Source organism: Desulfobacula sp. (assembly GCF_030145145.1).
Lineage (GTDB): Bacteria > Desulfobacterota > Desulfobacteria > Desulfobacterales > Desulfobacteraceae > Desulfobacula.
Genome location: NZ_JAQYWD010000006.1, coordinates 1 through 25,012 on the forward strand (window position 1 = coordinate 1; position 25,012 = coordinate 25,012).

20 protein-coding genes are annotated in these 25,012 nt (G+C 48.6%); 8 read left to right on the forward strand and 12 right to left on the reverse strand.

From position 1 onward, the window contains the following. The 8 genes from Q1Q15_RS04255 to Q1Q15_RS04290 form a co-directional block, all read right to left on the reverse strand. On the reverse strand, positions 1–572 hold a 572-nt coding region (locus Q1Q15_RS04255; RefSeq protein ID WP_300457017.1), incomplete at its 3' end, for a molybdopterin-dependent oxidoreductase. Next, positions 562–1,404, reverse strand: coding sequence for a 4Fe-4S dicluster domain-containing protein (locus Q1Q15_RS04260; RefSeq protein WP_300457019.1), 843 nt, complete (start codon positions 1,402–1,404; stop codon positions 562–564). The genes Q1Q15_RS04255 and Q1Q15_RS04260, both read right to left, overlap by 11 nt. A 4-nt stretch (positions 1,405–1,408) precedes the next feature. Beyond that, complete coding sequence (locus Q1Q15_RS04265; RefSeq protein WP_300457310.1) at positions 1,409–1,810, reverse strand: hydrogenase iron-sulfur subunit; 402 nt, start codon at positions 1,808–1,810, stop codon at positions 1,409–1,411. A 61-nt stretch (positions 1,811–1,871) separates the two neighbouring features. Continuing rightward, complete coding sequence (locus Q1Q15_RS04270) at positions 1,872–4,925, reverse strand: FAD-dependent oxidoreductase (protein WP_300457021.1); 3,054 nt, start codon at positions 4,923–4,925, stop codon at positions 1,872–1,874. 3 nt (positions 4,926–4,928) lie between these two features. Continuing rightward, a complete protein-coding gene (locus tag Q1Q15_RS04275; RefSeq protein WP_300457023.1) occupies positions 4,929–5,321 on the reverse strand; it encodes a response regulator in 393 nt (130 codons plus the stop codon). Between the two features lie 6 nt (positions 5,322–5,327). Then, positions 5,328–6,572, reverse strand: a complete 1,245-nt coding sequence (locus Q1Q15_RS04280; RefSeq protein WP_300457025.1) for an ATP-binding protein — start codon at positions 6,570–6,572, stop codon at positions 5,328–5,330. Between the two features lie 69 nt (positions 6,573–6,641). Then, positions 6,642–7,331, reverse strand: coding sequence for a response regulator (locus Q1Q15_RS04285; protein WP_300457027.1), 690 nt, complete (start codon positions 7,329–7,331; stop codon positions 6,642–6,644). Between the two features lie 299 nt (positions 7,332–7,630). Continuing rightward, positions 7,631–9,040 carry a sigma-54 dependent transcriptional regulator gene (locus Q1Q15_RS04290; RefSeq protein WP_300457029.1) on the reverse strand — a complete coding sequence of 470 codons (1,410 nt, stop codon included), beginning with the start codon at positions 9,038–9,040 and terminating at the stop codon, positions 7,631–7,633. 511 nt (positions 9,041–9,551) lie between these two features. Here Q1Q15_RS04290 and Q1Q15_RS04295 point away from each other — a divergent pair. Genes Q1Q15_RS04295 through Q1Q15_RS04310 form a run of 4 tightly spaced genes read left to right on the forward strand, consistent with a single transcriptional unit; the run spans position 9,552 to position 12,929 of the window. Next, positions 9,552–10,517, forward strand: coding sequence for a MetQ/NlpA family ABC transporter substrate-binding protein (locus tag Q1Q15_RS04295; protein ID WP_300457031.1), 966 nt, complete (start codon positions 9,552–9,554; stop codon positions 10,515–10,517). Continuing rightward, positions 10,514–11,293, forward strand: coding sequence for an ABC transporter ATP-binding protein (locus Q1Q15_RS04300; protein WP_300457033.1), 780 nt, complete (start codon positions 10,514–10,516; stop codon positions 11,291–11,293). The genes Q1Q15_RS04295 and Q1Q15_RS04300 overlap by 4 nt, the downstream gene beginning before the upstream one ends. After that, entirely contained in the window at positions 11,290–12,042 is a 753-nt protein-coding gene (locus tag Q1Q15_RS04305) for an ABC transporter permease subunit (RefSeq protein WP_300457035.1), read from the forward strand. Before Q1Q15_RS04300 ends, Q1Q15_RS04305 begins: the two co-directional genes overlap by 4 nt. A gap of 11 nt (positions 12,043–12,053) precedes the next feature. Further along, entirely contained in the window at positions 12,054–12,929 is an 876-nt protein-coding gene (locus Q1Q15_RS04310) for a 1,4-dihydroxy-2-naphthoate polyprenyltransferase (RefSeq protein WP_300457037.1), read from the forward strand. 261 nt (positions 12,930–13,190) lie between these two features. On the opposite strand, the gene Q1Q15_RS04315 is transcribed toward Q1Q15_RS04310, so the two are convergent. From Q1Q15_RS04315 to Q1Q15_RS04325, 3 genes are all read right to left on the reverse strand, one after another. Next, a complete protein-coding gene (locus Q1Q15_RS04315; protein WP_300457039.1) occupies positions 13,191–14,831 on the reverse strand; it encodes a nucleotide sugar dehydrogenase in 1,641 nt (546 codons plus the stop codon). 195 nt (positions 14,832–15,026) lie between these two features. Then, positions 15,027–16,205, reverse strand: a complete 1,179-nt coding sequence (locus Q1Q15_RS04320; protein WP_300457041.1) for a thiolase family protein — start codon at positions 16,203–16,205, stop codon at positions 15,027–15,029. 15 nt (positions 16,206–16,220) lie between these two features. Beyond that, on the reverse strand, positions 16,221–18,629 hold the full coding sequence (locus tag Q1Q15_RS04325; RefSeq protein ID WP_300457043.1) for a 3-hydroxyacyl-CoA dehydrogenase/enoyl-CoA hydratase family protein: 2,409 nt from the start codon (positions 18,627–18,629) through the stop codon (positions 16,221–16,223). Between the two features lie 315 nt (positions 18,630–18,944). Between Q1Q15_RS04325 and Q1Q15_RS04330 the strand changes: the two genes are divergently transcribed. Together Q1Q15_RS04330 and Q1Q15_RS04335 are read left to right on the forward strand one after the other, a co-directional pair. Then, the gene (locus tag Q1Q15_RS04330; protein WP_300457045.1) at positions 18,945–19,994 is read left to right on the forward strand and encodes a phenyltransferase domain-containing protein; all 1,050 of its coding nucleotides are present in this window, start codon (positions 18,945–18,947) and stop codon (positions 19,992–19,994) included. Beyond that, positions 19,991–20,713 (forward strand): acyltransferase, encoded by a 723-nt coding sequence (locus Q1Q15_RS04335; RefSeq protein ID WP_300457047.1) that lies wholly within the window; start codon positions 19,991–19,993, stop codon positions 20,711–20,713. Before Q1Q15_RS04330 ends, Q1Q15_RS04335 begins: the two co-directional genes overlap by 4 nt. Position 20,714: 1 nt before the next feature. On the opposite strand, the gene Q1Q15_RS04340 is transcribed toward Q1Q15_RS04335, so the two are convergent. Beyond that, positions 20,715–21,629 carry an AEC family transporter gene (locus tag Q1Q15_RS04340; protein WP_300457049.1) on the reverse strand — a complete coding sequence of 305 codons (915 nt, stop codon included), beginning with the start codon at positions 21,627–21,629 and terminating at the stop codon, positions 20,715–20,717. A gap of 125 nt (positions 21,630–21,754) precedes the next feature. Here Q1Q15_RS04340 and Q1Q15_RS04345 point away from each other — a divergent pair, with 125 nt between their 5' ends. Then, positions 21,755–24,202 carry a heavy metal translocating P-type ATPase gene (locus Q1Q15_RS04345; RefSeq protein ID WP_300457050.1) on the forward strand — a complete coding sequence of 816 codons (2,448 nt, stop codon included), beginning with the start codon at positions 21,755–21,757 and terminating at the stop codon, positions 24,200–24,202. A 17-nt stretch (positions 24,203–24,219) separates the two neighbouring features. Then, a complete protein-coding gene (locus Q1Q15_RS04350; RefSeq protein ID WP_300457052.1) occupies positions 24,220–24,906 on the forward strand; it encodes a methyltransferase in 687 nt (228 codons plus the stop codon). Positions 24,907–25,012 lie beyond the last annotated feature (106 nt).

Genomic DNA, 25,012 nt, shown 5'->3' on the forward strand with positions numbered 1-25,012 from the left:
TTTTCTTTGGCCTTGATAATCCGGCTGGCAATCATGGGATGGCAGGCGGTGGTATTGGATCCGATAACAAAAATGACGTTGGAGTCTCGTTCAAATTCTGCAATGGAATTTGTCATGGCTCCACTTCCAAAAGCAGCGGCAAGACCTGCCACTGTGGAAGAGTGTCACAATCGAGCGCAATGATCGACATTGTTGGTACCAATGACGGCCCGGGTAAATTTCTGGGCAAGGTAGTTTTCCTCATTGGTGATTTTAGCAGAGACCAGGACCCCGATGGCGTCCGGGCCGAATTGGTCTTTGATCTGGTTGAATTTAACGGCGGCATGGCCAATGGCCTCATCCCAGGTCGCTTTTTGAAACCGGCCGTCCTCTTTTATTAAAGGCGTTTTCAATCGCATATAACTGTTAATATATTCATGAAGATTCCATCCTTTTATGCACAGTTTCCCGTGGTTGACAGGGTGGGATTTCATGGGAAGGGTGGCGTTTATTTTTCCATCAATCACTTCAAACAGAACGCCGCAGCCGGTTCCGCAATAAGAGCAGACTGCCGGTACAAATTTACAGTCCATATTCTTTTTCTCCTTCTAGTTGAGCATCCATGGGTTTGGGCTCCAGCACTGTTTTTTCTCCGATGATGGTAAACGGGGATTGATCCGTGCCATTCCCGGGTCGGTAATCAAAAATATCCGATACAATGGCATTGACTTGCCTGTACAGGAGGCGCAACGGAATGTCCATGGGACAGGCATCCTCGCATAATCCGCAGTCAATGCATCTTCCTGCCATGTGGGTCGCCCGGATCAGATGAAAAATCGGGACATCCACCGGAAGGGTGCCCGGTTCCACAAGGCTGGCATGTTCAAGGCTGCATTCATCACAGAAACATACCGGGCAGATATTTCTGCACCCATAGCATTTGATGCATTTATTGAACTCATACATCCACCGGGAAAACCGGTTTTTATTGTTGAAGTCATCTAAAAAAGTGTCCGGATCTGCATTAAAATCAATGCCGTGGGTTTTTTTATACGCCCCGGTCTGTTTGGGTTCAAGGTATGAACAGTCACTGTGGGGCTTGAGGGGGGACGGGCAGCAACTGATATTGATGGTTTCAATATTTTCAGGGTTCAATTGTTTCCAGGTGTAAAGAAGGTTTAATGTCCGTAGATTACATTCCCTTGCGATCATACCGATGCGAATATCCGGGTGTTTTTCAGTTAAATGTGTGGCTATTTTTTCAAGTGAGTACCGGCCTTCACTGACCTGAAGCGCTTTGAGTTCCTCCATCCTGTCCCGGGTAAACCCGTGGGGGAGCAGGTGCCCGTCCAATGCCTTATATCCTAAAAAAATATCAATCTTGTCCTGTATGAACAATTGTTCAACTTGATCGATGAGGTTCATTTTTTTATATTGCTCCTTTAACAGCTGCGTCGATTTTTTTTAAGGGATTGGGTCCCATCTGCCGTATTTTTTCTGTAAAATCAGTAACAACCTGTACATATTTCTGGGCCTCGGCAGAAGAAATCCATTCAAGATGGAGTCGTCCTTCAAGCCCGAAAAAGGTTAAAAGTTCCTGCATAAACCGTATTCGTTTGATGGTCATATGATTACCATACAGGTAATGACAGTCGCCGATATGTCAGCCGCCCACCAGGACACCGTCCGCATGGCTCTGCAATGCTCTTAAGATATGGTGGGGGGATATGGATGCTGAACACATGACCCTCACCGGTATGATATTGGGGGGGTACTGAAGCCGTGAGACACCGGCCAGGTCGGCAGCACCATAGGTACACCAGTTGCACATAAAAGCAATAATCTTGGGTTCAAATATATCTGTTTTCAAAAGCGGTTTCCTTTTTTATTATTTATGCGGTCATTGCACTTTTAATCTGTGCATACAATTGTTCATTATTAAATCCGTCAAGTGTCAGGGCTTCAGATGGGCATGTCGCCGCACAGGCACCACATCCCTTGCAAAGCGCGCTATTGATGTCAACGATGTTTTTTTCATCATTCATTGCAATGGCCCCGTAGGGGCAGACGTTGATACAGGCACCGCAGCCTGAACAAAATCGCGGATTGACGGTGGATACGATTCCCCCGACACTGATGCTGTCCTGGGCAAGGGTGGTGATGGCCCTGGATGCCGCCGCTTTTGCCTGGGCAATACTTTCATCAATGGGTTTTGGATAATGGGCCATACCACACAGGAAAACGCCGTCAGTGGCAAAATCAACCGGCCGCAATTTCTGGTGGGCTTCCAAGAGCCAGCCGTCGCTGTCGCTGACCACTTTAAATGCCCGGGAGAGGTCTAAATTATCCCGGGCTTCGATCCTTGAGGCAAGACAGAGGATGTCCGCATCAACCGACACCCTTCTGTTTAAAATAGGGTCGTCAAATTCAATGGTGACACACCCGTCGTTCGGGCTGACAACCGGTTTGTTGTCCAGATCATACCTGAAAAATAAAATGCCAAGATCCCTTGCCTGTTTATAAATCAGTTCCCGTTTCCCATAGGTCCGGATATCCCTGTATATGATATAAATATTGGCGTCAGGGTTTAAGCGTTTAATCTCAATGGCGCTTTGTATGGAGTGGGTGCAGCAGACCTTTGAACAATACGGGTGGGTTTTGTCCCTTGATCCGACACATTGAATAAACACAATATTGTCTGCTGTTTTGATGCGGTTCTCATCCGTTTTAAACACCGTGTCCAGATCCAGATGGGTCAGGACAGCATCATGGGTGCCATAGAGGTATTCCTCCGGTTTTGATTCCCGGGCACCAACGGCAAGTATGGCCACCCCGTGGGAAATCTGTTGTTCAACGCCTTCTGCAACAATGGTGGTGTCAAAATTGCCCACAAACCCATCCACCTGCTTGACTGTGGCGCCCGCGAACAGACGGATCCGTTCATTTTTTTCAACCGTGTGGATGAGCTGTTTGACATAGGCGCCGATATCTTCATTCAGATAGGTTTTGTTCAACTGCCTGGCATTTCCGCCTAAATTTTGATTTTTTTCCACAAGTGTGACAGGAAAGCCCTGACGGGCAAGGGTGAGCGCGGCCGTCATCCCGGCAACCCCCCCGCCCACGACAAGGGCGGACTGGGTGACAGGCAGCCTGCTTTCAAACAAGGGGGTTAACAGAACACTTTTGGCCACGGCCATTCTTACCAGTTTTTTGGCTTTTTCGGTGGCCTGTTCCGGTGTCCGGGCGTGGACCCATGAATCATGGTTTCGGATATTTGCCATTTCAAACACATGTTTGTTCAGACCGGCACTCACCAGGGTTTCCCGGAACAGGGTTTCATGGGTTTTCGGTGAGCATGCCGCCACCACAACCTTGTTTAATCCCTGTTCCTTGATCACCCGGGCCATTTTGTCCTGGGTATCCTGGGAACAGGTGAAAAGATTCTCTTCAACATAGGTGACACCGGGAAGGGTTCTGGCATATTCAACCACCTCGGGGACATTGATCACCCCGCCGATATTGGTGCCGCAATTGCAGACAAACACACCGATTTTAGAAAATTCCCGGGAGGTATCGCGTTCTTGGGGAACACGGATACTTTTGGTTTTCGTATGACGGGCAGGCGCGATGTTTTCCGTGGCCGCCGCAGCAGCAGAGCTGGCTTCCATCACGGACTGGGGAATGTCTTTGGGGCCGGTTAAAACCCCGCAGGCATACACGCCCGGCACAGATGTTGAAACCGGGTTGAAGCTGCCGGTTTGAATGAAATTAAATTGATCTAATTCTATCCCCATGGTGTTTGACAATTCAACGGCGGATTTCCCGATTTCAAGACCGGTGGACAGCACCACCAGATCAAAAATTTCCGTTTGAATATGGCCTGAATCGTCTATGTATTTCATTTCAATGCCGGTTTTGTCCATCAGGGGAACCACCGAGTGGACCCTGGATCGTATAAACCGCACCCCGTTTTCCCTGGCGGTGTCAACATACCGGTCAAAATCTTTGCCCTGGGTTCTCATGTCCATATAGAAAATGGCACATTCCAGGGGATCCTGGCTGTGATCTTTGGCCATGACGGCCTGTTTTACCGCGTACATGCAGCAGACAGACGAGCAATACCCGTTGCTGCATCTGTTTTCATCCCGGGAACCAACACATTGCAGCCAGGCAATTCGGTCGGGATGGCGGGGGTGCTTTTTTTCCGACGGCAGGCACAGGTGACCGCCAAACGGGCCTGTGGCGGAAAGCATACGTTCGAATCCCATTGACGTGACAATATCAGGGTGTCGGGCAAACCCGAGATTATCCAGTTTTGAAGGATCAAAAGAGGTGAACCCGGTGGAAAGGATAATGGACCCCACATGGAGGGACCGCTCTTTTTGGGTGTCCTTGAAATTGATGGCACCGGACGGGCAGACGTTTTCACAAATACCGCATCTGTCCTTGTTCAAATAAATACACTGGGTGTCATCAATGGCATATTTCAAGGGAACGGCCTGGGAATAGGGGACATAAATCGCTTTTCTTTTCCCCAGCCCTTCATTATAGGCATCATCCACTCGTTTGGGACATTTTTCCGCACAAATGCCACAGGCGATGCATTTATTGGTATCCACGTATCGGGGATGCTGAACGAGGGAAACCTTGAAATTCCCTTCAGACCCGGACAACCCGGAAACTTCAGTCAGTGTTAACAGTTCAATGTTGGAGTGCCGGCCGACCTCGACCAGTTTTGGGGAGATAATTCACATGGCACAGTCATTGGTTGGAAATGTTTTATCCAGCTGGGCCATTCGCCCGCCAATGGCAGGAGATCGTTCAACCAGGTAAACATAAAAGCCTGAGTTGGCAAGGTCCAAAGCGGCCTGCATACCAGAAATACCCCCGCCGACAACCATGACTGATCCTTGAAGCGGTTCTGGATTTATCGTTTGTATGTTCATTTTTTATGACTCCGTGATGTTATATGTGATCGATTGTTTTTTAAAGGCATTTTGAACGGCAATAATAATATCGTCGTCATCAAATGGTTTTGATATATAGTCATTGGCGCCAAGTTTCATGGCGGTGACAGCATTTTTAACTGTTGAATATCCTGTTATAACAATAACATAAAGTTCCGGCTTGGCGTCTTTAATGGTTGCCAGAATTTCCATTCCATTCATGTCTTTCAATTTCATGTCCAGCAGAAGGACATCATAGGGGGTGTTTAAAATGGATTTGAGCCCTTCTGCACCGGATAAGAAATGGTCACACTGGTATCCCATTTCACTTAAAATCATTTTACAGCCCTGGCATATTACATTTTCATCATCAATAATCAGTACCCTTTGTTGCATCTTTCATCAGCCTTTCGTGTTGTCTTCATTTGTATCGTCCATGATGGGTAACTCGATTCTAATCAATGTTCCAATGCCGGGTTCGCTCAGTACATTTACCGTACCCTGGTGATTCCTGATAATGCCATAACTGACGGACAGGCCAAGCCCGGTGCCATCGGATTTGGTGGTATAGAACGGCTCAAATATTTTTTGTAGTTTGTCCTGGGGAATACCGTATCCGTTATCCTGGATTTCTATGAGAACAGTATTATTTTCCGTGTCCATTCTGGACCGGATGCCGATGGTTCCTTTTCCATCGATGGCATGGACAGCATTCAGCAGCAGGTTGATCAACACCTGTTCAATCTGGTTGGGATCCAGTTGGAAATTGACAATGGCCGGATCAAGATTTTTGATGATCTGAATGCGTTTGATGAGAAATTCATTATCCATCAGTGCAAGCGATTTTTCAATGACCGTGTTGAGGTTTGCATCCACCTTTTCAGGCTTTTTTTCCCGGGAAAAATCCAGCAGTCCCTGGATGGTCACCTTACACCGTTGGGTTTCCTGCATGATAATTTCAAGCCCTTCTTTAAATGGCCCGTCCGGCGATGCTTTTTTAAACAGATTTGAACTGTAAAGCAGTATTCCGGTAAGGGGATTGTTAATTTCATGGGCAATCCCGGCAGCCATTCTTCCCAGGGAAGACAGCCGGTCAATTTTGGTGGCAAGCTTATTGTACTGCAGGATATGGAATTTTATTTTGCTGTCATGGTTGATGGCGCAGGCACATTGTTCCGTCACCGCATTCATGAAATCCAGTTCATCATCGGAAAACACTTTTTTTTCCTCAAAATATGTCCTGAGAAATCCAAACAGTAAATTATCAAACATCAATGGTACGTCCAGCATCATCCGGATGCCGATATCCCAGGCTTCTTTGGGATATTTAACCCGGGGGGCATTTGAAATGTCCGTGATAATATGCGGGGTGTATTCTTTGTTGGGCCACGAGAAGAATCGTTTTCCCGCCAAAGGTTCCAGTGCCAGATATTTTTCATCAATTCCATAGGACGCACGGATCGTGAAAGAAGCCGTCTCTTTATTAAAAATACACAATGCAGCGCCCTTGCCGTTGAGGCCCTGGGTGGTATTTGAAACCATGAGTTTCAGGACTTCATTCAGGTCTGTTCCGGTTTTGGAATGAACCACTTTACTTACGTCCCTGATGGCTCGATAAAAAATTTTAAATTGTTTTAATTCAGTCATGGTATTGGTGTCTGCTTTTTGTTAAAAATTAACAGGTAAAAACATCCTGTGATTGCCTGATTTTTCATCTTACCACGCTTCCCTTTCAAGGCGTTTGTAAACAAACATGAGTTGCTTCTGTGTGAGTTCACCGATGTTTTCATTGATCCATTTCAGGTCGCCGGATGCAACGGCGCCCTTTGCCTCGACGGACAAGGTGTATTGATCCAGGGCCAAACTGCCTTTTTCCATGAGATCCGTCCAGAATTGTTCATCTTCACAGGTTCGGTTCAACACATTTAAGACCTCTCTTTTCTGGATGGAAATGACATTGTCCGGATCAATAGAAGATGCTGTATCCTGGTCAAGGGCTAAGCTGTTTTGATGAAGGGCCTCAGTTATAGACGATTTGATTTGTTCCTCGGTAAACGGTTTGGCAATAAAATCATGGGCACCCAGCTTCATTGCATTGACGGCCAGACTGCTGGTGGCATAGCCGGTCATGACAATTACTTCTGTTTCGGGTCTGGTTTCTTTAATCTGTTTGACCACCTGCATGCCGTCAATGTCAGGCAGCCGTAAATCCGCCATCAGAAGATCATAGTCATATCGTCCCATGGCCTCCATGGCACCCTGGCCTGTTGCCTCAAGGTCAACGGTATACCCTTGTTCATCCAGAATCATTTTTAAGCCTTTTGCCACATGTAAATCATCTTCCATGATCAATATATGTGGGGCGACACTGTTCTGAGCTGTGCTGTGTTCTTTTAAAGCGGCCATATCACTATCCTTTTTTTTGGGGTTTTGTTTGGTTGTGAAATACAATAGCATATGGCATACCAGGTGGGTTGTGGGACTTAAAATAATTGATAAAATTAAATTATTTCTATTAAAACAGAGTGTTATGTGTTGATGTGTTTTAAAGAAGCGCGGGTGGATAACGGTGCAGAGGGACTGTTTCGTATAAAAAATTATATGTGGTTTGCAGGTTTAGCGGCTTTTCCTGGACGAAAAGGTAAGGGAGCGGCTGTATAAAAAAATATATGCCATATAAATAAATATATGCAGGCTGCAGGGGCTTAGGTTTTTGAATATGTTATATTGTATTTTTTCATTTGGGTTGAAAAATTGGACCGCTGCATTCCCACCATTTTTGCCGCCCGGGTAATATTTCCATCGTTTTCCAGGAGGGCCCGTTTTAAAAACGAGGTTTCGGTTTTACTGAAATGCGTTTCAAGAAATTGTTTTTTTGCGGCCTTGAGTTCATCAAGGGTCCGGGGAACCGGAATCTCATCCGGCGTGCTCTCCGAGCGTATTTCCAGGTGGTCATACAAAAATTTTTGATTCAATTGATTGCCATCGGACATGATGATCAATCGTTCCACCACATTTTTTAATTGTCGGACATTGCCGGGCCAGTCATGATTTACAAGGACCTTAAGGGCATCATCGGAAAAACCTGATATTTGCTTGCCTGTTTTTCGGCAGAACCGCTTTAAAAAATGATAGGCCAGTTTGGGGATGTCATTTTTTCTGTCCCGCAGCGGGGGAATGTGTATCGGGAATACATTTAACCGATAAAAGAGGTCTTCCCGGAATTTTTTTTCCGCCACCATCTTTTTTAAGTCCATATTTGTCGCTGTAATGATTCGGGCATTTGTTTTTTTGACCTGGTTGGACCCCACGGATTTGTATTCACCGGTTTCCAGGACCCGGAGAAGTTTGCCCTGTATGTCCAGATCCAGGTTGGTCACCTCGTCTAAAAACAAGGTGCTGTTTGAGGCAATTTCAAAAATTCCCGGCATGGTTCGGTCGGCCCCGGTAAAGGCCCCTTTTTCATGGCCAAAAAGTTCGCTTTCCATAAGGGAGGCGGAAAATGTATTGCAATCCATGGCGATGATCTGTTTGGCGGATCGGTTGCTGTGGGCATGAATGGCATTTGCAAAGAGTTCTTTGCCGGTGCCGCTTTCACCTTCCAGCAGCACGGTACTGTCCAGGGGGGCCACCCGTTCGATTTTGTTGAAAATTTTAGCCATCAGCCGATTGTTGCCAATGATGTTATCAAAGCTGAATTTGTCATAAAGCTGTTTTTTCAACGACAGGTTTTCCTGCACCAGGGCTCGGCTTTCCAGGGCTTTGAGGATGGATTTTTCAAGTTCTTTTTCATTAAAGGGTTTGGTAATAAAATCAAAGGCCCCGTTTTTCATCGCTTCCACTGCATTTTCCACCGTGCCATGGCCTGTCATAATGATGACAGAGACATCCATTTTTTTTTCATTGATTTTTTTTAAAATTTCAATACCGGTTATATCTGGCAGCCGGATATCCAGCAGGATCAGGTCAAATGGGTCATTAAATATTTTTTCAAGCCCTTTTTGTCCGGAAAGGGCTGTTTCTACATCATATCCATTTTCCGTAAGAATTATTTTGCATCCGCTGCAGATGGACGGTTCGTCATCAATGATCAATATTTTTTGTGGGTCACTCATTTTGTCACTCAATATGTTTCATCCGGTATCTTTTTACACCGGTTCATGTTTTTAAGCTGGTAAACCATTTACTACCATTTATTTTTTTATACGCCTTGATAATAACATGCAATGACGTCAGGTCAATAGATGGGCCCAGGCTTTTTTCAAGGAACAGGTGCATCATCCGAAAAGGAGGATAAGCCGATGATGGGGATGAAGGGACGGCATTGTTTTCCGGCCATAAACCAGACGACCTGGTTTTTTGGCTCTTTTTTCTTTTTGCGTAACGGATTTCGTGATTCAGGTCGAATTCAAAGAGATGGTCTGTTGTCTCTATCCGTGAGAACCTGCCGAATTTTACAGGGTAGCTTACCGTTTTGTATTGGTGGTCTCCTTTGCAGCCAAGGCTGATACAAAGATCAGGGGACTGGAAAATGTCACTGAAATATGGTATGACCCCTGTCAAAATGCGAATATCCCCAAGGTTGGTTTTAAATGAAATAAACCCGATAAAAATGGAGTGAGCCGGATGAAAAAAATTAAACAAATGACCGTGGCTGTATTGCTTTCAGCCAGCATGGTGCTGGCCGCAGCAGGCGTGTCCCTGGCCGATAAGGACCAGACGTCAACCGTTTTGACTCTGGCATTGCTGCCCATACCTGATGTGCTTCCCTCTTTTGTGGCCGAAGCAAACGGTTATTTCGAAGAATACGGTATCACCGTTAAAATGCTGCCCGTGAGCAGCGGGCTTGAGCGGGATCAGCTCATGCAGGCCGGCCGCATCGACGGTATGCTCAACGAAATGGCAGGTACGGCAAGCTTTAACCGGGAAGGGGCCAAAATGAAAATCATTGCCTCTGCCAGAAAACCCATTAATAATTCTGCCCTTTTCAGAATTTTGGCATCTCCGAAAAGTTCCCTTTCCAGTGTGGACGACCTGAAAGGGGTTCCCATTGCCGTGTCAAAGAATACCATTATCGAATATATCACAGACCGGCTGCTACAGAATTCGGGTTTCACCGACGATCAGATTAAGACCAGATCCGTTCCTGTCCTGCCCGAGAGGATGCAGCTTCTCATGTCCGGCCGGATCCAGGCAGCCACCTTGCCGGATCCCCTTGCCACAAGCGCTGTCAGTGCTGGGGCAAAGGTGCTGGCAGCCGATCTTCAGATGCCTGAACACAGTGTCAGTGTGCTGACGTTCAGTAGGGCATCTCTTCAAACAAAACAGCAGGCTGTGGCCCTGTATATTAAGTCCTGGATGCGGGCGGCCCAGGATTTGAACACCAACCCTGAACGCTACCGGTCACTCATGCTCAAGAAAATCAGGGTGCCCGAAAATATCAGGCAGTCTTTTCTTATCCCCTCATATCCGGTCAATGAAGTTCCCAGCCAGGCACAATGGGCGGATGTCATTGCCTGGATGACCGAGAAAAAGATGATCACCAAAAAGATTGACTATGCGTCTTCGGTAAGCAACGCATTTCTTCAATGATTACCATTGAAGATCTGATATTCACCCATGCCGGCGGGCAGGAGATATTCAAGGGATTCGGGTTAAGCATAGGCAAAGGCGAGTCATGGACTATTATCGGACCATCCGGGTGCGGAAAGACCACGCTGCTCTATCTGATTGCAGGGCTGATCATGCCGCAAAAGGGCTGTATCCGAATAAAAGGGGAACCCGTCACACGGCCAAGGCCGCAGACAGGTCTGGTGTTGCAGGATCATGGGCTGCTGCCCTGGGCCACGGTGGTGGAAAACAGCATGCTGGGGTTTAAAATCAGAAAATTCTACGGACCGGACGGCATCCACAGTCCCTTGAACAGCCTGCCGGACAGAAAAAAAGAAAAACAGCAGGTCGATCAATGGCTGGCAAGGCTCGGCATTGATCAGTACGGCCAAAGCTACCCTGCACAGTTGTCCCGGGGACAGCGGCAGCGGGCCGCCATTGCCAGGACCCTGGTGCTGGCGCCGGACCTGTTGCTCATGGACGAACCCTTTTCCGCTCTGGATGCCCCCATCAGAAAAGAACTGCAGCAGGTGATGAACACCCTTCATGAACAGACCAACAGGACCAGTATTGTGGTGACCCATGACATTGAAGAGGCTGTCATCATGGGCCGGTATATCCTCGTGCTGAGCACCGGTGTCAACACAGCGGCCCAGGTGATTGACAACCCCCATGCCGGCAGCAGGGGCAATGTGAAATCACAACAGTTTGAGCAGATGTGTGACAGGCTTCACAACTGTCTGGGGGCATTGCAATGAAGAAAAAAGCCACCCTGGCCGGGGCAGTTACCGGTACATTGATGCTGCTGGGGGGGTGGTGGCTGGTGGCCGTCATTGTGAACCGGCCCATACTGCCCTCTCCCTTTACAGTGGTGCCGCTTTTTTTTACCTCTTTTTTCAATGAACTGGGGCTTCATTTTCTGGCCAGCGGTGCCAGGGTCATGGCGGCCATCACCATTGCAACGCTGCTTGCCGCTCCTGCGGGCCTGGCCCTTGGTCAAATTGCCCTGCTGGACCGGATTGCTGGGCCGTTGATCGCCATTGCCTATCCCATACCCAAAATTATTTTTCTGCCGGTGATCTATGTACTCATGGGGATTACAGACCTGTCAAAGATCACCCTGATCGCCCTGATCATATTTTTCCAGATTCTGGTGGTGGTCAGGGACGAGGCTGCCGGGCTTAAGAAAGAGTTGATCCTGTCGGTGCAGTCGCTGGGGGCGGGGCGGTTGGCATTGTTCCGCTACGTCTACCTTCCGGCCTGTGTGCCGGCCGTGCTCACGGCATTGAGGGTATCTACGGGCACGGCCATAGCGGTGTTGTTTATTGCAGAGCAGTCATTGACCGAATATGGGCTGGGATATTATATTGTGGTGGAAACCTACCAGATCCTGTTGTACAAGGAGATGTATACTGGTATCATGGCCATGGGACTTTTGGGCGTGGCCATCTATTTTGTGATCTATGCCATTGAACTGAAGGTGAATAAACACCTGTACATCAATTAGGAAATCAAATAATGCAAATAAAACACTGGCTTTTGGCCATCCGGCCCAAAACACTGCCGGCAGCCGTCTGCCCTGTGCTGGTGGGTGCCGCCTGTGCCGCATCAGACAATGCCTTTTCTTTTGTAATGTTCGTGGCAGCACTTTCAGGGGCGTTGCTGCTGCAGATTTCGGTAAATCTGGCCAATGATTATTTTGATTTTAAAAACAAGATTGATACCCATGAACGAAAAGGGCCGGTCAGGGTTACCCAGAGCGGATTGATCAAACCTGAGACCGTTAGAAACGCCACGATTTTCACGCTTTTGCTGTCCCTGATCCTGGGGCTGTTTCTGATCATGAAAGGGGGCGTGGTGATCCTGGTCATTGTTATTGCTTCCCTGATCTGTGCGGTCTGCTACAGCGGCGGACCCTACCCCATTGCCTCCAACGGTCTGGGAGAGGTGTTTGTGTTTCTTTTCTTTGGACCTGTGGCCGTGTGCGGCACCTATTATCTCATGGCAGGTATGGGGTCATGGGAATGCATGGCCGTATCAATCCCGGTAGGGCTATTGATTACCGCCATTATCGTGGTGAACAACTTAAGGGATATCCAGACCGATGCCAAGGCCGGCAAGAGAACCCTTCCCGTGATCCTTGGATATGCCCGGACCAAAACCGAATATTTTATTCTGGTTTTACTTTCTTTCCTGCTGCCCTGCCTGATGTTTGCCTCAGGATGGTACCGGGCAGCTATTCTTTTGCCTCTGCTGGTATTTCACCTTTCTTTTCCCCTGTTGAGGGCCATATCCGAAGAAAAAGGCGAAGCACTGAACCTTTGCCTTGCAGGGACGGCAAAGATGGCCCTGGCCTATTGTGCGCTGTTTTCTTGCGGCATACTTTTCAGCTGATCACCGTCTCGGAATTTTTTTTGGCATTTTTTCTAAACAAGCAAGCAAGAAAGCTATCTGGAATTTTTGGCCGTTTTATGATGTCTTTTTTGTTTGACAAAGGAAAGACCTGCCTAAATGGGATAGTAAACGCGTTAATGACAATACAAGCAAATGATCGTGTCCTTATTTCACCGCTGGGTTTGGTTTTTTCTGTGAGAGATTGCAAAAAAAGGCCCGCCTGATGATTTGATACATGGAGGAAATAGCGGGCCTTTATTTTTACAGGGCTTTACGGACCTTCTCCTTGATGCGTTGAATATGACCCCGTCCCATTCCCTTTACTTCACAGCCTAATTTGAAGTATTGTTCTATCTTCTCATCATCCAAAATACAGAAACAGTCGATAATGGCGCAGGGTTTACCCACTGCGTTCACGACCGCTTCCGGGTCCATGTCCAGATAGTGGGAATGGCGCACCCCTAAAACGATGGCCTCAACGCCCTTCATGGCGCCCCACAAATCTTTTTCAATGGTGAGTTCTTTTAATTTCTCCTGCCGGTGGAAGAAACGGGACCATGAATATTGGGGTTGGGGGTAGGTGTCCTGGGCCTCAAGCTCCCACCAGTGTTCCAGAAACGGGTCATGCACCCGGATTTCCCCACCCATTTCCGTTAGTTTGCGAACAATCATCTCGGAGCCGCTGTAACGGGTATCCCCAACATCTTCCCGGTAGGCAGCCCCCAGCAGCAGGATGTCTGCGGCTGCTATGGGCCGGCCCATATTTCGCAGGGCATCCCGGACAAGCTGGGCCGCATGCAGGGACCGGGTGTCATTAATGTCAATGGCCAGGGGGGTGATTTTGAAAATGTCATCTTCCCAGCCGTGGATGTGTTTATACGCCCACACACCCAGGCCACCATCTTTGGGAAGGCAGTAGCCACCAATACCCGGACCCGGAAAAAGCATGTTTGAATGGGTGGGGCGCATCTTAATGGCCTCGATTACCTTTTTCAGGTCTACACCGTTCCGCTCGGAAAAAAGGGACCATTCATCCATAAAGGCAAGGATAGTGGCCCGATAACTATTTTCAATGATTTTGGCTGTTTCCGATTCAATGGGTTTGTCAAGAACGGTCAACGGGAAATCATCGGTGTTCAGCACATCCTCTAAAAATTTTTTTACTTTGTCTTTGGCTGACTGGTTTACCCCGCTGCAGACCCGCCAGAAGTCACGGATGGAGGCAACATAATTTTTGCCGGGCATCACCCGTTCATAACTATGGGCCAGCAACGGGTCGGTATCTATATTTCGCCGCCGAAAGATTTTTTTCATGATCGGATAAGCGACTTGCTCAGTGGTGCCGGGTGCGACGGTGGTCTCGATAAGCACCAGTGCTTCCGGTTTGATTTTTTCTGCAATGAAACCCAGAGAGGTTTCCAGGGCGGCCATGTCGGCAGAACCGGTTCGGCAGTCTCCCAGGGATTCTTTCAGGTAATCACACTGAACGTCCACAACCACAACATCTGCCAGGCTCAGCACATCATAGGTATAGGTGGCCATCAGGGTCTTTTTTTCTTTTACACAATTGTGAATCAGCACATCCACCTCGGGGTCTTCAGACTTGACCGGTGACAGTCCCCGGTTCAACAACGGAATTTTCCAATAACTCCGGACACTGGGGCGCTGCATGCCAATGACAAATTTTTTGGGCTCCCCATGTTCATCTGTTGAGTCCGCAACCACGGCTGCCATGACCGCACCGACAAAGCCGACGCCCACCACCACCACGATCTCCCGGCCTTTCTGCCGCTGCTGGTCAACGATTTTTGTCAGGGTTTCAAATTCCTCCTGATGCGCCTGCTCACTGGGAATTGGAAACTTTTCTCCTGATGGACTAAAGGAATATTCTTGTTCGGTCATCTTTCCTCCCGCTCAATGATTCGTGAAATAGTATTTGCCTGTTAACCAAATTTATTTTGGATATAATATTCTTATGGGGATAGCAAGGACTTTGATATTTTGGGGTTAACCGTTCACAATGCCAATGCAGAAAAAGGGCTGTTTCCCCACTGACGAAGGAAACAGCCCTTTTTTTAAGACCAAGGCGGGTGTGGCTTAGAGTCGTTCAAATATGGCTGCCGCCCCCATGCCGCCCCCCACGCACATGGAAACAATACCGTATCGTCCGTTGACCTCTTTGAGGTTGGCCAGACAGGTGGCGGTGAGTTTCGCCCCGGTACATCCCAACGGATGCCCCAATGCAATGGCACCGCCATGAATATTGATTTTATCCATGTAGGGTTCCAGTTTCAGTTCCCGGATGCAGTAAAGGGCCTGGGAGGCAAAGGCCTCGTTGAGCTCAATGATATCCATATCGGCAATGGTAAGCCCGGCCTGCGCCAGGACCTTGGGAATGGCGTAGCGGGGGCCCACGCCCATTTCATCGGATTTACACCCGATGGTGGTGTAGGCGACCAGTTTGGCCATGGGTTTAAGCCCCAGTGCATCACATTTTTCCTTTGATGCGATAATGCTCACCGCGGCCCCGTCCGTGGTCTGGGAAGAGTTTCCTGCTGTGACAACACCGCCGGCAGAAAAAGCCGGTCGAAGTTTTCCCAGTCCTTCCGCGGTGGAGACCCTGATGCCGTCATCATGTTCAACCATAAATTGTTCTTTCGTGTAGGTCCCGTCTGCCTGTTTGACATATTTATAGGCGGGTGTGGGAATGATTTCCGTAAACAGGCCGTTATCTCTGGCGTTGGCTGCTTTTGCCTGGGAGTCTGCGGCAAAGTTATCCTGGTCTTCCCGGGAGATGTTGTAACGGGCGGCGACATTTTCTGCTGTGATGCCCATGGAAACATACATTTCAGGGTTGGTCCGGGCATATTCAGGGTGAGGGCGGGGCATGTTTCCCGGCATGGGAACAAAACTCATGGACTCAACACCGCCGCCTATGGTGATGTCTGACCATCCCATCCGGACTCTCATGAAGGCAAGGGCAATGGCCTCAAGACCCGATGCACAGAACCGGTTAACGGTGGCACCGGATACCTTGTCGGGAAATCCGGCCATCTTCGCGGCAACTCTGCCGAGATTAAGTCCCTGTTCTGCTTCTGGAAAAGCACACCCCAGCATGACATCGTCAATGTGATCGGGTGTAAGGTTGGGGGTTCGTTCCACAGCCGTCTTCATGATAAAGGAAATAAGCTCTTCGGGTCTTGTCTGGTTGAACAGACCTTTGTTCTGTTTGCAACCAGGGGTTCTGATGGATTGTACGATATATGCGTCTCTCATGACTTACATCCTCCTTTAGTTTCTGAGTGGTTTGCCGGTCTTCAGCATGTGATCGATTCTGGCAATGGTTTTTTCTTCTTTGCAGAAGTCTACAAATGCATCCCTTTCAAGTTTCAGCAGGGTCTCTTCATCGATGGCACTACCGGTTTTAACTTCTCCCCCACTCATCACATAGGCAATTCGTTTGGCAAGGAATGCATCATACTCACTCATGAAGCCACCGTTGAGCAGGTTGAAGATTTCAGAATCCACCATGCCCTGGCCTGCATCTCCCATGACAATAAGGGGTTGCCTGGCCGGGGGGATATATCCGTCATCCACCATTTTCAGCACTTCTTTTTTGGCTTCGCCGATCAGATTGTCACGGTTGAACACGATCCTGTCGGCCTGACCCAGGAAACCGTTCCCCCTTGCCTGGGCTGCTGACATGGAAACCGCTGCCATGGCAATTTTCATAAAGGCCGGGACAAAAAATTTCGCCAGGTCCGTGTCTTGGGCTGTCTTGGCCGGCAGGGCAGTGATATATTTTTTCCACAGGTTCATGGTGCCGCCACCGGCGGGAAGAAGGCCTACACCGATTTCCACCAGCCCCATGTAAAGTTCTGAATGGGCCACGATTCGATCCGCCCCCAGGCAGACTTCACACCCCCCCCCCAGAACCATTCCGTAGGGTGCGGCAATAATGGGAAAAGGTGAATACTTGGCCCTTTGGATGCCCGCTTGTCCTTTTTTCAGGAACGCCTCGATATCCGTGTAGCGTTTGTCATGACAGAGTTTGGATACAAAGGACAGGTCAGCCCCGGCGGAAAATGCCCCGGGCATGCCGCCGGCTTCATTGCCGATGACCAGTCCAACCCCGTTTTTATCCACATAATCAAGGGCTTCGCCAATGGAATCCATGATTTCTTCATTGATGGCATTCATTTTTGTGTGAAATTCAATACAGAAAACATCATCCCCGATATCCACGAGACTGGCGGATTTGTTCGCCATTACGGTCTTGTTATTGCCCTTTGCCGCAGCAATGGACACCCGGCTTTTGCCGGTGGGTACCACTTTATAGGCATCAGATGAAAAATCATAATAATAGTTGATACCATTTTCCAGTTTGTAAAAGCAGGTGTTGCCTTTTTCCAGCATCTGTTTAACATTGGCCGGAACATCCAGGCCCTCTTTGTCCATCCTGTCCACTGCTGCCTTAACCCCATAGGCATCCCAGATTTCAAAGGGGCCCATTTCAAAATTGTATCCCCATTTCATGGAGTTGTCGATTTCAATGATGGTATCGGCGATTTCAGGCACCCTGTTGGCGGCATACTGGAAACTATTGGCTGCCATTTTCCAGGCAAATTTACCCCCCTTGTCATCCCCGTTCAGGACGCAGTCCACTTTTTCTTTCAGGGTTGTTCGTTTTTTTGCCGCATCAATACAGGGGAAGCTGGGCCTGACCAGGTCTTCATATTCCATGGTGGACGGATTTAATACTTTTCTTAATTTTTTCCATTCCGGGGTCAGGTCGGTTTTATAAAATCCGGCCTGGGTTTTGTTGCCCAGAAGATTTTTTTCAGCCATTTTGTCAATGAATTCCGGTAATATCAGGGCCGCTCTCTGTTCGTCGTCCGGGCAGAGATCATACGAATTTTTACAGACATGGATCACTGTATCCAGACCCACCAGGTCAACGGTTTTGAAAATGGCGGTTTTCGGTCGGCCCAGGGCAGGGCCAAATATCGCATCCACCTCGGGAATGGTCATTCCTTCTTCCACCATGGCTTTCATGATGGCCCCGATACCCTGTATGCCGATGCGGTTGCCGACAAAGTTGGGTGTATCTTTTGCCCAGACGATGCCTTTGCCCAGATTTTTCTCACCGAATGCCGCTATAAATTCAAGGATTTCAGGCAGGGTGTCTGCGCCCGGGATCAGTTCGAGAAGGTGCATATAGCGCACTGGGTTGAAAAAGTGCGTGCCCATAAAATGGGATTTGAAGTCTTTGGAAAAGCCCTCGCAAATGTCTTTCAGGGGAATGCCCGATGTGTTTGTTGAAACAATGGCGCCGGGTTTTCTGACATGTTCTATTTTTGTGAAAAGGTCTCTTTTGATGCCCAGGTTTTCCACCACAACTTCAATGATCCAGTCACATTCAGACAGGGTTTCAATGTCGTCTTCAAGGTTGCCGATGGTGATAAGGCCCGCATCTTTTTTGTTGAAAAATAAAGAGGGAAAGGATGCCAATGCCCCATCAAGACCGGCCTTCACCAGGCGGTTGCGGGCGGTGGGATCATTTTTTTCTTCCGCTTTTAAATCAAAGGGAACGATATCCAGCAGCTGCACTTTTACGCCGGCACCGGCAAGAAGGGCGGCAATACCGCCTCCCATGATTCCGGAACCGATAACTGCAGCCTGTCTGACTTTTCTTATCATGATTGCCTCCTAATGCAAGGGTGTTGATTAAAAAATATGAATGAGTATTCATTTTTGATTAACAGATAATCATGGGGGTTGTCAAGGAAAATAATTTGGAAAAAGCGTCGGGTTTATTCGAAAAATTTACATTCAAATTCAAAATGTTAGGCATATTATCATTTTGGGGATTGTGCAGATGATATTGGGTTGAACAAATATAAAGTGATATGAATAATCATTCATGATTAATAAGGGTCTTTCTTGTAAAAAATAAATGGGTTTGTTAATGTGAGTTTTTAATTTTTAAGGACATTTTTTAACCGGAGAGGTTTGATGGCGCTAAAAGACCCCAAAATTAAATTGTCCGATGCCCTGAACATCGACTCAATTGTCGCTTTCATTGAGTTCCTTCAAAGGGAGTCCGGGGATATTCCGTGGCATACGGAAGGGAAAACAGATCCCTGGGACCTTATCGAAACGATAATGGGGCTGAATATTGGCAACCGATTTGATATATCCTGCCGGGCATTTGAATGGCTGAAAAACATTCAGAATCCCGATGGCTCCTGGTATTCCGCCTATATGAACGGCACCCCCTCCGACCGAACCCGGGAAACCCATATGGCAGCGTATTTTTCTGTGGGCCTGTTTCATACCTGGCTGATGACTGGGGATATAGCATTGCTTGAGGCGTATTGGCCGACAATGGAAAACGGCATCAATTATGCCATCAGTCTGCAGACCAGCGGCGGAGAAATTTACTGGGCGAAAAGCCCTGAAGGAAAAGTGGATTCCATGTCTCTTCTGACCGGTGCCAGTTCTATTTTCATGAGTTTAAAATGCGCCCTGGCCGTTGCCACCCTCCTTGGAAAAAAAAGACGATCCTGGGAGACCGCCTTTAGCCGACTGGGACACTCCATCAGAAAGACCCCCCATCATTATAATGTCAGCAAATCCAGGTTTTCCATGTACTGGTTTTACCCCATTTTAAGCGGTGCGGTGACAGGCGAAACAGCAGAACACCGAATGGATAAGTACTGGAACAAATATGTCATAGACGGCCAGGGGGTCAGGTGTGTGTCTGACCAGCCCTGGGTCACCATCGCTGAAACATCGGAACTTGTCCTTGCGTTACATGGCATGGGGCGGACTGAAAAAGCCGGCATTGTCTTTTCCTGGATCCAGGACAGGCGATATGAGGATAAAACCTATTGGTGCGGGTACACCTATCCTGACATGGTGATCTGGCCCGAAGAAAAGATTTCCTGGACCAATGCCGTGGCGATGATCGCGGCAGATGCGATATACGCCATCACCCCGGCATCCAAGCTTTTCAGCCACCAATCGTGGGAGGGATTTGTCTATAAGGGGCTGTTAAATTGATAAAGGATTATCGTCCGTATTACATCAAATGCGCATGGTACAGGCTGTTGAAGCTATATGTCCGTCATAAGCTTGCCCCCCAGTTGACATCCATTGGCCGCCATTCATTTATTGTCAAACCCTGGCACATTGAAATATTTGGCGGGCCCGTCCGTATCGGAAACCATATCACCCTTTTGGGATGTTCTGATAAAAAGACCCGGTTGACGGTGTGGTCAGATCAGGACAATATCAACGGCATCAGGATAGGCGATCATGTCCTGATCGCTCCCGGGGTCAGGATCAGCGCGGCCAGTTCTATCTCCATTGCCGATTCGTGCATGCTGGCAAGCCATGTCTATATCACCGATTCCGACTGGCACGGTATTTATGACCGGTCTTTGCCGCCGGAAGTGGCAAGCCCTGTGACGCTGGAAGAAAACGTTTGGGTTGGGGACAGTGCCATTGTCTGCAAAGGGGTGACCATTGGAAAAAACAGTATTGTTGGTGCCGGGTCTGTTGTCACTTCAGATATCCCGGCCAATGTGATTGCCGCTGGAAATCCGGCAAAAATTGTCAAGCAACTGGACCCGGATAAACCCATGATCACCCGGAAAGATCGGTTTGCCGATGCCGATAAAATGACCCGGGATCTTGAATTTGCAGAAAAAAAAGGGCTCCAGGGCAATACGATTTTCGGGTGGGCCAGATCCCTCGTCTTTCCGGAAAAAAATCAATAGTTCAAATTAACAATGCAACTGACAGGGATATAAAAGAAAGCATGGTTGATACCATGATGGCTGCGGAAGCCAGCTGGGTATCACTGTTCAACTGGGCTGACAGAACATATATGGCAGTTGAGGTGGGCAAGGTGAAAAAGATCATTCCGGCCTTGAACGGGATTCCGGTGATGGAAAATGATTTTAACAGGAAAAATCCAATGACTGGCAGCACCAGTAATTTTAATCCGGCCGCAATAAACGACACCTTTGCATGATCCTTAAGCCCGGTCATACTGAGTGATCCGCCAATGGAAATCAGGGCCAGGGGCAAGGTCACCGAGCTCATCAATTGAAACGTGTTATCCATAAAAACCGGAAAGGGTATCTGGAACCTGGAAAAGAAAATACCGGCAGCACATCCAAGGATCAACGGGTTGGAAATCAATGCCTTTACAAGCCAGGTTATGAGTTGTACCGGGCTTCCCTTTTTTCCGGAATACCAGATCAATGTTGAAACGGCCATGACATTGATAAGGGGGATGACAAATCCGATGAGGATACCAAAGTATCGGATGCCGGATTCTCCAAGGGTTGTCATGACAATGGCCATGCCAATATACGTGTTAAACCGGTAACAGGACTGGGAAAAAGAACCGGCTTGAAACCGTGTGATATGGCACCCCCGAATGGCTGCAAGGCTCACCAGATAAACACCCGCCACTGCCAGAACGGCAGCCGCACATAAGGAAACACTGATTCCTTTATCCGGGGCAGAACCCCCGATTTTCCAGAACAGCATGACAGGAAAAAAAATAAAGTATACCAACCGGTCAGCGGTTTTCAGGAACGTGTCATTGGTGATCTTGAATCGTTTGAGACGGTTGCCGAGAAACAGCAGTATAAATATGGGGAATATGGCGTTGATGACGATCATTGTCCCAGCGTATGGAAATTTTGCAGATTTTGCAAATGAATAATTTGTGGTTATATTTGGGTCATATGGCAAAGAGACAAAGAGATGTTTTGCTGCTACCTGGACTTGATTTTAGGAGATCTTTGATGAACGAACAAACCTTGACCCTGCCCGTTACCGGCATGAGCTGTGCTAATTGTGCCGCCAATATTACCCGCACCGTCAGTCAACTGGAGGGCGTGACAGAGGCCAATGTGAATTTTGCCACTGAACAGGCCATGGTGTCATTTGATGCGGATAAAATTCTTTCAACAGACATTATTCATAAAATCCATGATCTGGGGTTTAAGGTCCCTGTCAGCCGAAAGGAATTGCCGGTCACTGGCATGAGTTGTGCCAATTGTGCTGCAAACATCGAACGAACGTTGAACAAAAAAGTAGGGGGAGTGGTCTCGGCATCGGTGAATTTCGCATCGGAAAGATTGCTCGTGGCGTATATCCCCTCCCTTGTTTCCCTTGACACCATCGTGGCAGAGATTCAAAAAATCGGGTTTGATGTGATTCTGGCCCAGGGGGATCAGGATGAAGACGATGTGGAAGCGATTGCCCGGCATGGAGAAATCCGCGACCAGACGCAGAAATTCATTGTGGGGGTTATTTTTGCCCTGCCTTTGTTTCTCATCAGCATGTCAAGGGATTTCGGCCTGACCGGTGCCTGGAGTCATGCGCCATGGATGAACTGGTTCTTCCTGTTCCTGGCCACACCGGTTCAGTTTTATACGGGTGTGGACTATTACGTGGGCGCGTATAAATCCTTAAGAAATAAAAGTGCCAACATGGATGTACTGATTGCCCTGGGGTCTTCCGTGGCGTATTTTTATTCGGTTTGCATCCTTGTGCTTCCCGGACTTGGCGGGCATGTCTATTTTGAAACCTCTGCTGTGATCATTACGCTCATAAAATTCGGCAAGCTGCTTGAAGCCAGAACCAAAGGCAAAACAGGCGGTGCCATAAAAAAACTGATCGGGTTGCAGCCAAAAACAGCCTTTGTTGTTGAGAAGGGTGTGGAAAAAGAGATTCCCATCTCCATGGTTCAACTCAATGATACCATTGTGATCAGACCCGGGGAACGGATTCCCGTGGATGGGGTTATCATTGAAGGCACATCCGCCATTGACGAATCCATGCTTACCGGGGAACCCATCCCGGTGGATAAGACAAAAGGAGACCGGGTGACAGGGGGGACGGTTAACGGCGAGGGCCTGTTAAAATTTACAGCCACCCGGGTGGGCAAAGACACGGCCCTGTCCCAGATCATACGGCTTGTCCAGACGGCCCAGGGCAGCAAGGCGCCCATCCAGGCATTGGCCGATCGCGTGGCGGCCATATTTGTTCCGGCGGTCATCGGTATCGCTGTTATTACCTTTGGCATCTGGTGGGGGATCACCGGAGAGTTTGTTCCGTCAATGATCCGAATGGTAGCGGTTCTGGTCATTGCCTGCCCGTGTGCACTGGGGCTTGCAACCCCCACCGCCATTATGGCGGGAACCGGGAAAGGCGCAGAAAACGGCATTTTGTTCAAACACAGTGAAGCCCTTGAAACTGCAGCCAAGCTGAACATCATTGTAATGGACAAAACCGGTACCATCACCATGGGCAAACCCACCGTGGTTGACTTTCTTGCTTCTGCGTCATCGGGTTTGTCTGCCGATGATCTCCTGACCCTTGCCGCTTCCATGGAAAAAGGGTCTGAACATCCCATTGGTAAAGCCATTGTGGCCTTTGCCATGGAACGGGGACGGGTATTGACCGATCCGATAAATTTTAAAGCCCACAGCGGTTTGGGTGTGGAAGCAACGATAAATGATCAGGTCTTCAGATTGGGTAAACCCGGATGGTTTGAACAGGACCCAGGCATACCCGATGCCATCCAGGCGCAGATACGGGCATTGCAGAGCAGGGGCAGAACCGTGATGGTGCTGGCAAGAAACACGGACATACTGGGAATCCTGTCGGTTTCCGATGTGGTGAAACCTGAGTCTAAGCAGGTCATACAGCAACTCCATGCAGACCATCTCAAGGTCGTCATGCTCACGGGGGATAATGTTCAGACCGCCAATGCCATTGCCGGTGAAGTGATGATAGATGAAGTTGAAGCCGAGGTAAAGCCTGGGGAAAAAGCCGGAAAAGTGAAAGCGTTTCAGCAAAACAATGTTTTGGTCGGGATGGTGGGAGACGGGATCAATGATGCACCTGCCCTGGCCCAGGCCGACATTGGCTTTGCCATTGGCACGGGAACCGATATTGCCATTGAAACCGGGGATGTGATCCTTTCCAGCGGGAAATTAACCGGGATTCCCAAGGCCATCACCATCAGCCGGAAAACCATTGCCACCATACGACAGAACCTGTTTCTGGCATTTGTGTATAATATTGTCCTGATTCCCGTGGCAGCCGGAATCCTGGCACCGTTTGACATGTTCCCGGAATTTTTACGGCAGCTCCACCCGATTCTTGCGGCCCTGGCCATGGCTGCCAGCAGCATCTCTGTGGTGACCAACAGCCTGCGGTTGTACAATGCCGATATCCGGTAGGCTGCATTTATTGACTCATGAAAAAATCTTCAAAGAACAGGTTGACCCCGCAACAGCAGCCCCTTTTCCCCGGCAACACCCTTTTTGATAAAATTGCAAGGGCGGTGTGCCGGGCCGGGACCCTGCCAAGAAAAGAACTCCATGAGGCATGGGAGGTGGCCAAACGGGTGCGGCGCAGATACCGGGGCGGCAGGGTGCTGGATCTGGCCTGCGGGCATGGCCTTCTGGCGCATATCATGCTCATCCTTGATGACAGTTCACCAACGGCCATTGCCGTGGACAAGACCATCCCTTTAAATGCAAAAAAGTTATCTGCGGCCTTGATTGACGTATGGCCAAGACTGAATCACAGGATTGTCTATAAAGAGGCATTAATCCAGGAGACCCCTGTTCTTTTCGGGGATATGGTGGTCTCTGCCCATGCCTGTGGATCCTTAACCGACCTGATTATGGATAAGGCCATTGAACAGCATGCCAGGGTGGCGGTTCTGCCCTGCTGCCATAATATAAAGACATCTTCCACAGCCGGGCTTGACGGCTGGATGGACAAATCCCTTGCTGTGGATACGGTAAGGGCTTTGCGGCTTAGTTCAAAGGGATACCGGATTGTGACCCAGACGATTCCTGACACGATCACGCCTAAAAACAGGCTGCTCATGGGAGAATATTTGCCTTCAACCCCTGCATGTTGTACCTGTCTTTAAGCATTCTTCGTGCAGTGATGTCTCCCCATGTCGAGAGAAGGAAGGTTAAAAATCATTTGATGCTTCCAAGGAGACACACCCTATGAAGCGCGTTCCGGATAGAACC

Coding starts and splice junctions, on each gene's coding strand:
- Q1Q15_RS04260 (WP_300457019.1), bottom strand. CDS start 1,404: ATGAACCTCATCGATCAAGTTGAACAATTGTTCATACAGGACAAGATT.
- Q1Q15_RS04275 (WP_300457023.1), bottom strand. CDS start 5,321: ATGCAACAAAGGGTACTGATTATTGATGATGAAAATGTAATATGCCAG.
- Q1Q15_RS04280 (WP_300457025.1), bottom strand. CDS start 6,572: ATGACTGAATTAAAACAATTTAAAATTTTTTATCGAGCCATCAGGGAC.
- Q1Q15_RS04285 (WP_300457027.1), bottom strand. CDS start 7,331: ATGGCCGCTTTAAAAGAACACAGCACAGCTCAGAACAGTGTCGCCCCA.
- Q1Q15_RS04290 (WP_300457029.1), bottom strand. CDS start 9,040: ATGAGTGACCCACAAAAAATATTGATCATTGATGACGAACCGTCCATC.
- Q1Q15_RS04295 (WP_300457031.1), top strand. CDS start 9,552: ATGAAAAAAATTAAACAAATGACCGTGGCTGTATTGCTTTCAGCCAGC.
- Q1Q15_RS04300 (WP_300457033.1), top strand. CDS start 10,514: ATGATTACCATTGAAGATCTGATATTCACCCATGCCGGCGGGCAGGAG.
- Q1Q15_RS04305 (WP_300457035.1), top strand. CDS start 11,290: ATGAAGAAAAAAGCCACCCTGGCCGGGGCAGTTACCGGTACATTGATG.
- Q1Q15_RS04310 (WP_300457037.1), top strand. CDS start 12,054: ATGCAAATAAAACACTGGCTTTTGGCCATCCGGCCCAAAACACTGCCG.
- Q1Q15_RS04315 (WP_300457039.1), bottom strand. CDS start 14,831: ATGACCGAACAAGAATATTCCTTTAGTCCATCAGGAGAAAAGTTTCCA.
- Q1Q15_RS04320 (WP_300457041.1), bottom strand. CDS start 16,205: ATGAGAGACGCATATATCGTACAATCCATCAGAACCCCTGGTTGCAAA.
- Q1Q15_RS04325 (WP_300457043.1), bottom strand. CDS start 18,629: ATGATAAGAAAAGTCAGACAGGCTGCAGTTATCGGTTCCGGAATCATG.
- Q1Q15_RS04330 (WP_300457045.1), top strand. CDS start 18,945: ATGGCGCTAAAAGACCCCAAAATTAAATTGTCCGATGCCCTGAACATC.
- Q1Q15_RS04340 (WP_300457049.1), bottom strand. CDS start 21,629: ATGATCGTCATCAACGCCATATTCCCCATATTTATACTGCTGTTTCTC.
- Q1Q15_RS04345 (WP_300457050.1), top strand. CDS start 21,755: ATGAACGAACAAACCTTGACCCTGCCCGTTACCGGCATGAGCTGTGCT.
- Q1Q15_RS04350 (WP_300457052.1), top strand. CDS start 24,220: ATGAAAAAATCTTCAAAGAACAGGTTGACCCCGCAACAGCAGCCCCTT.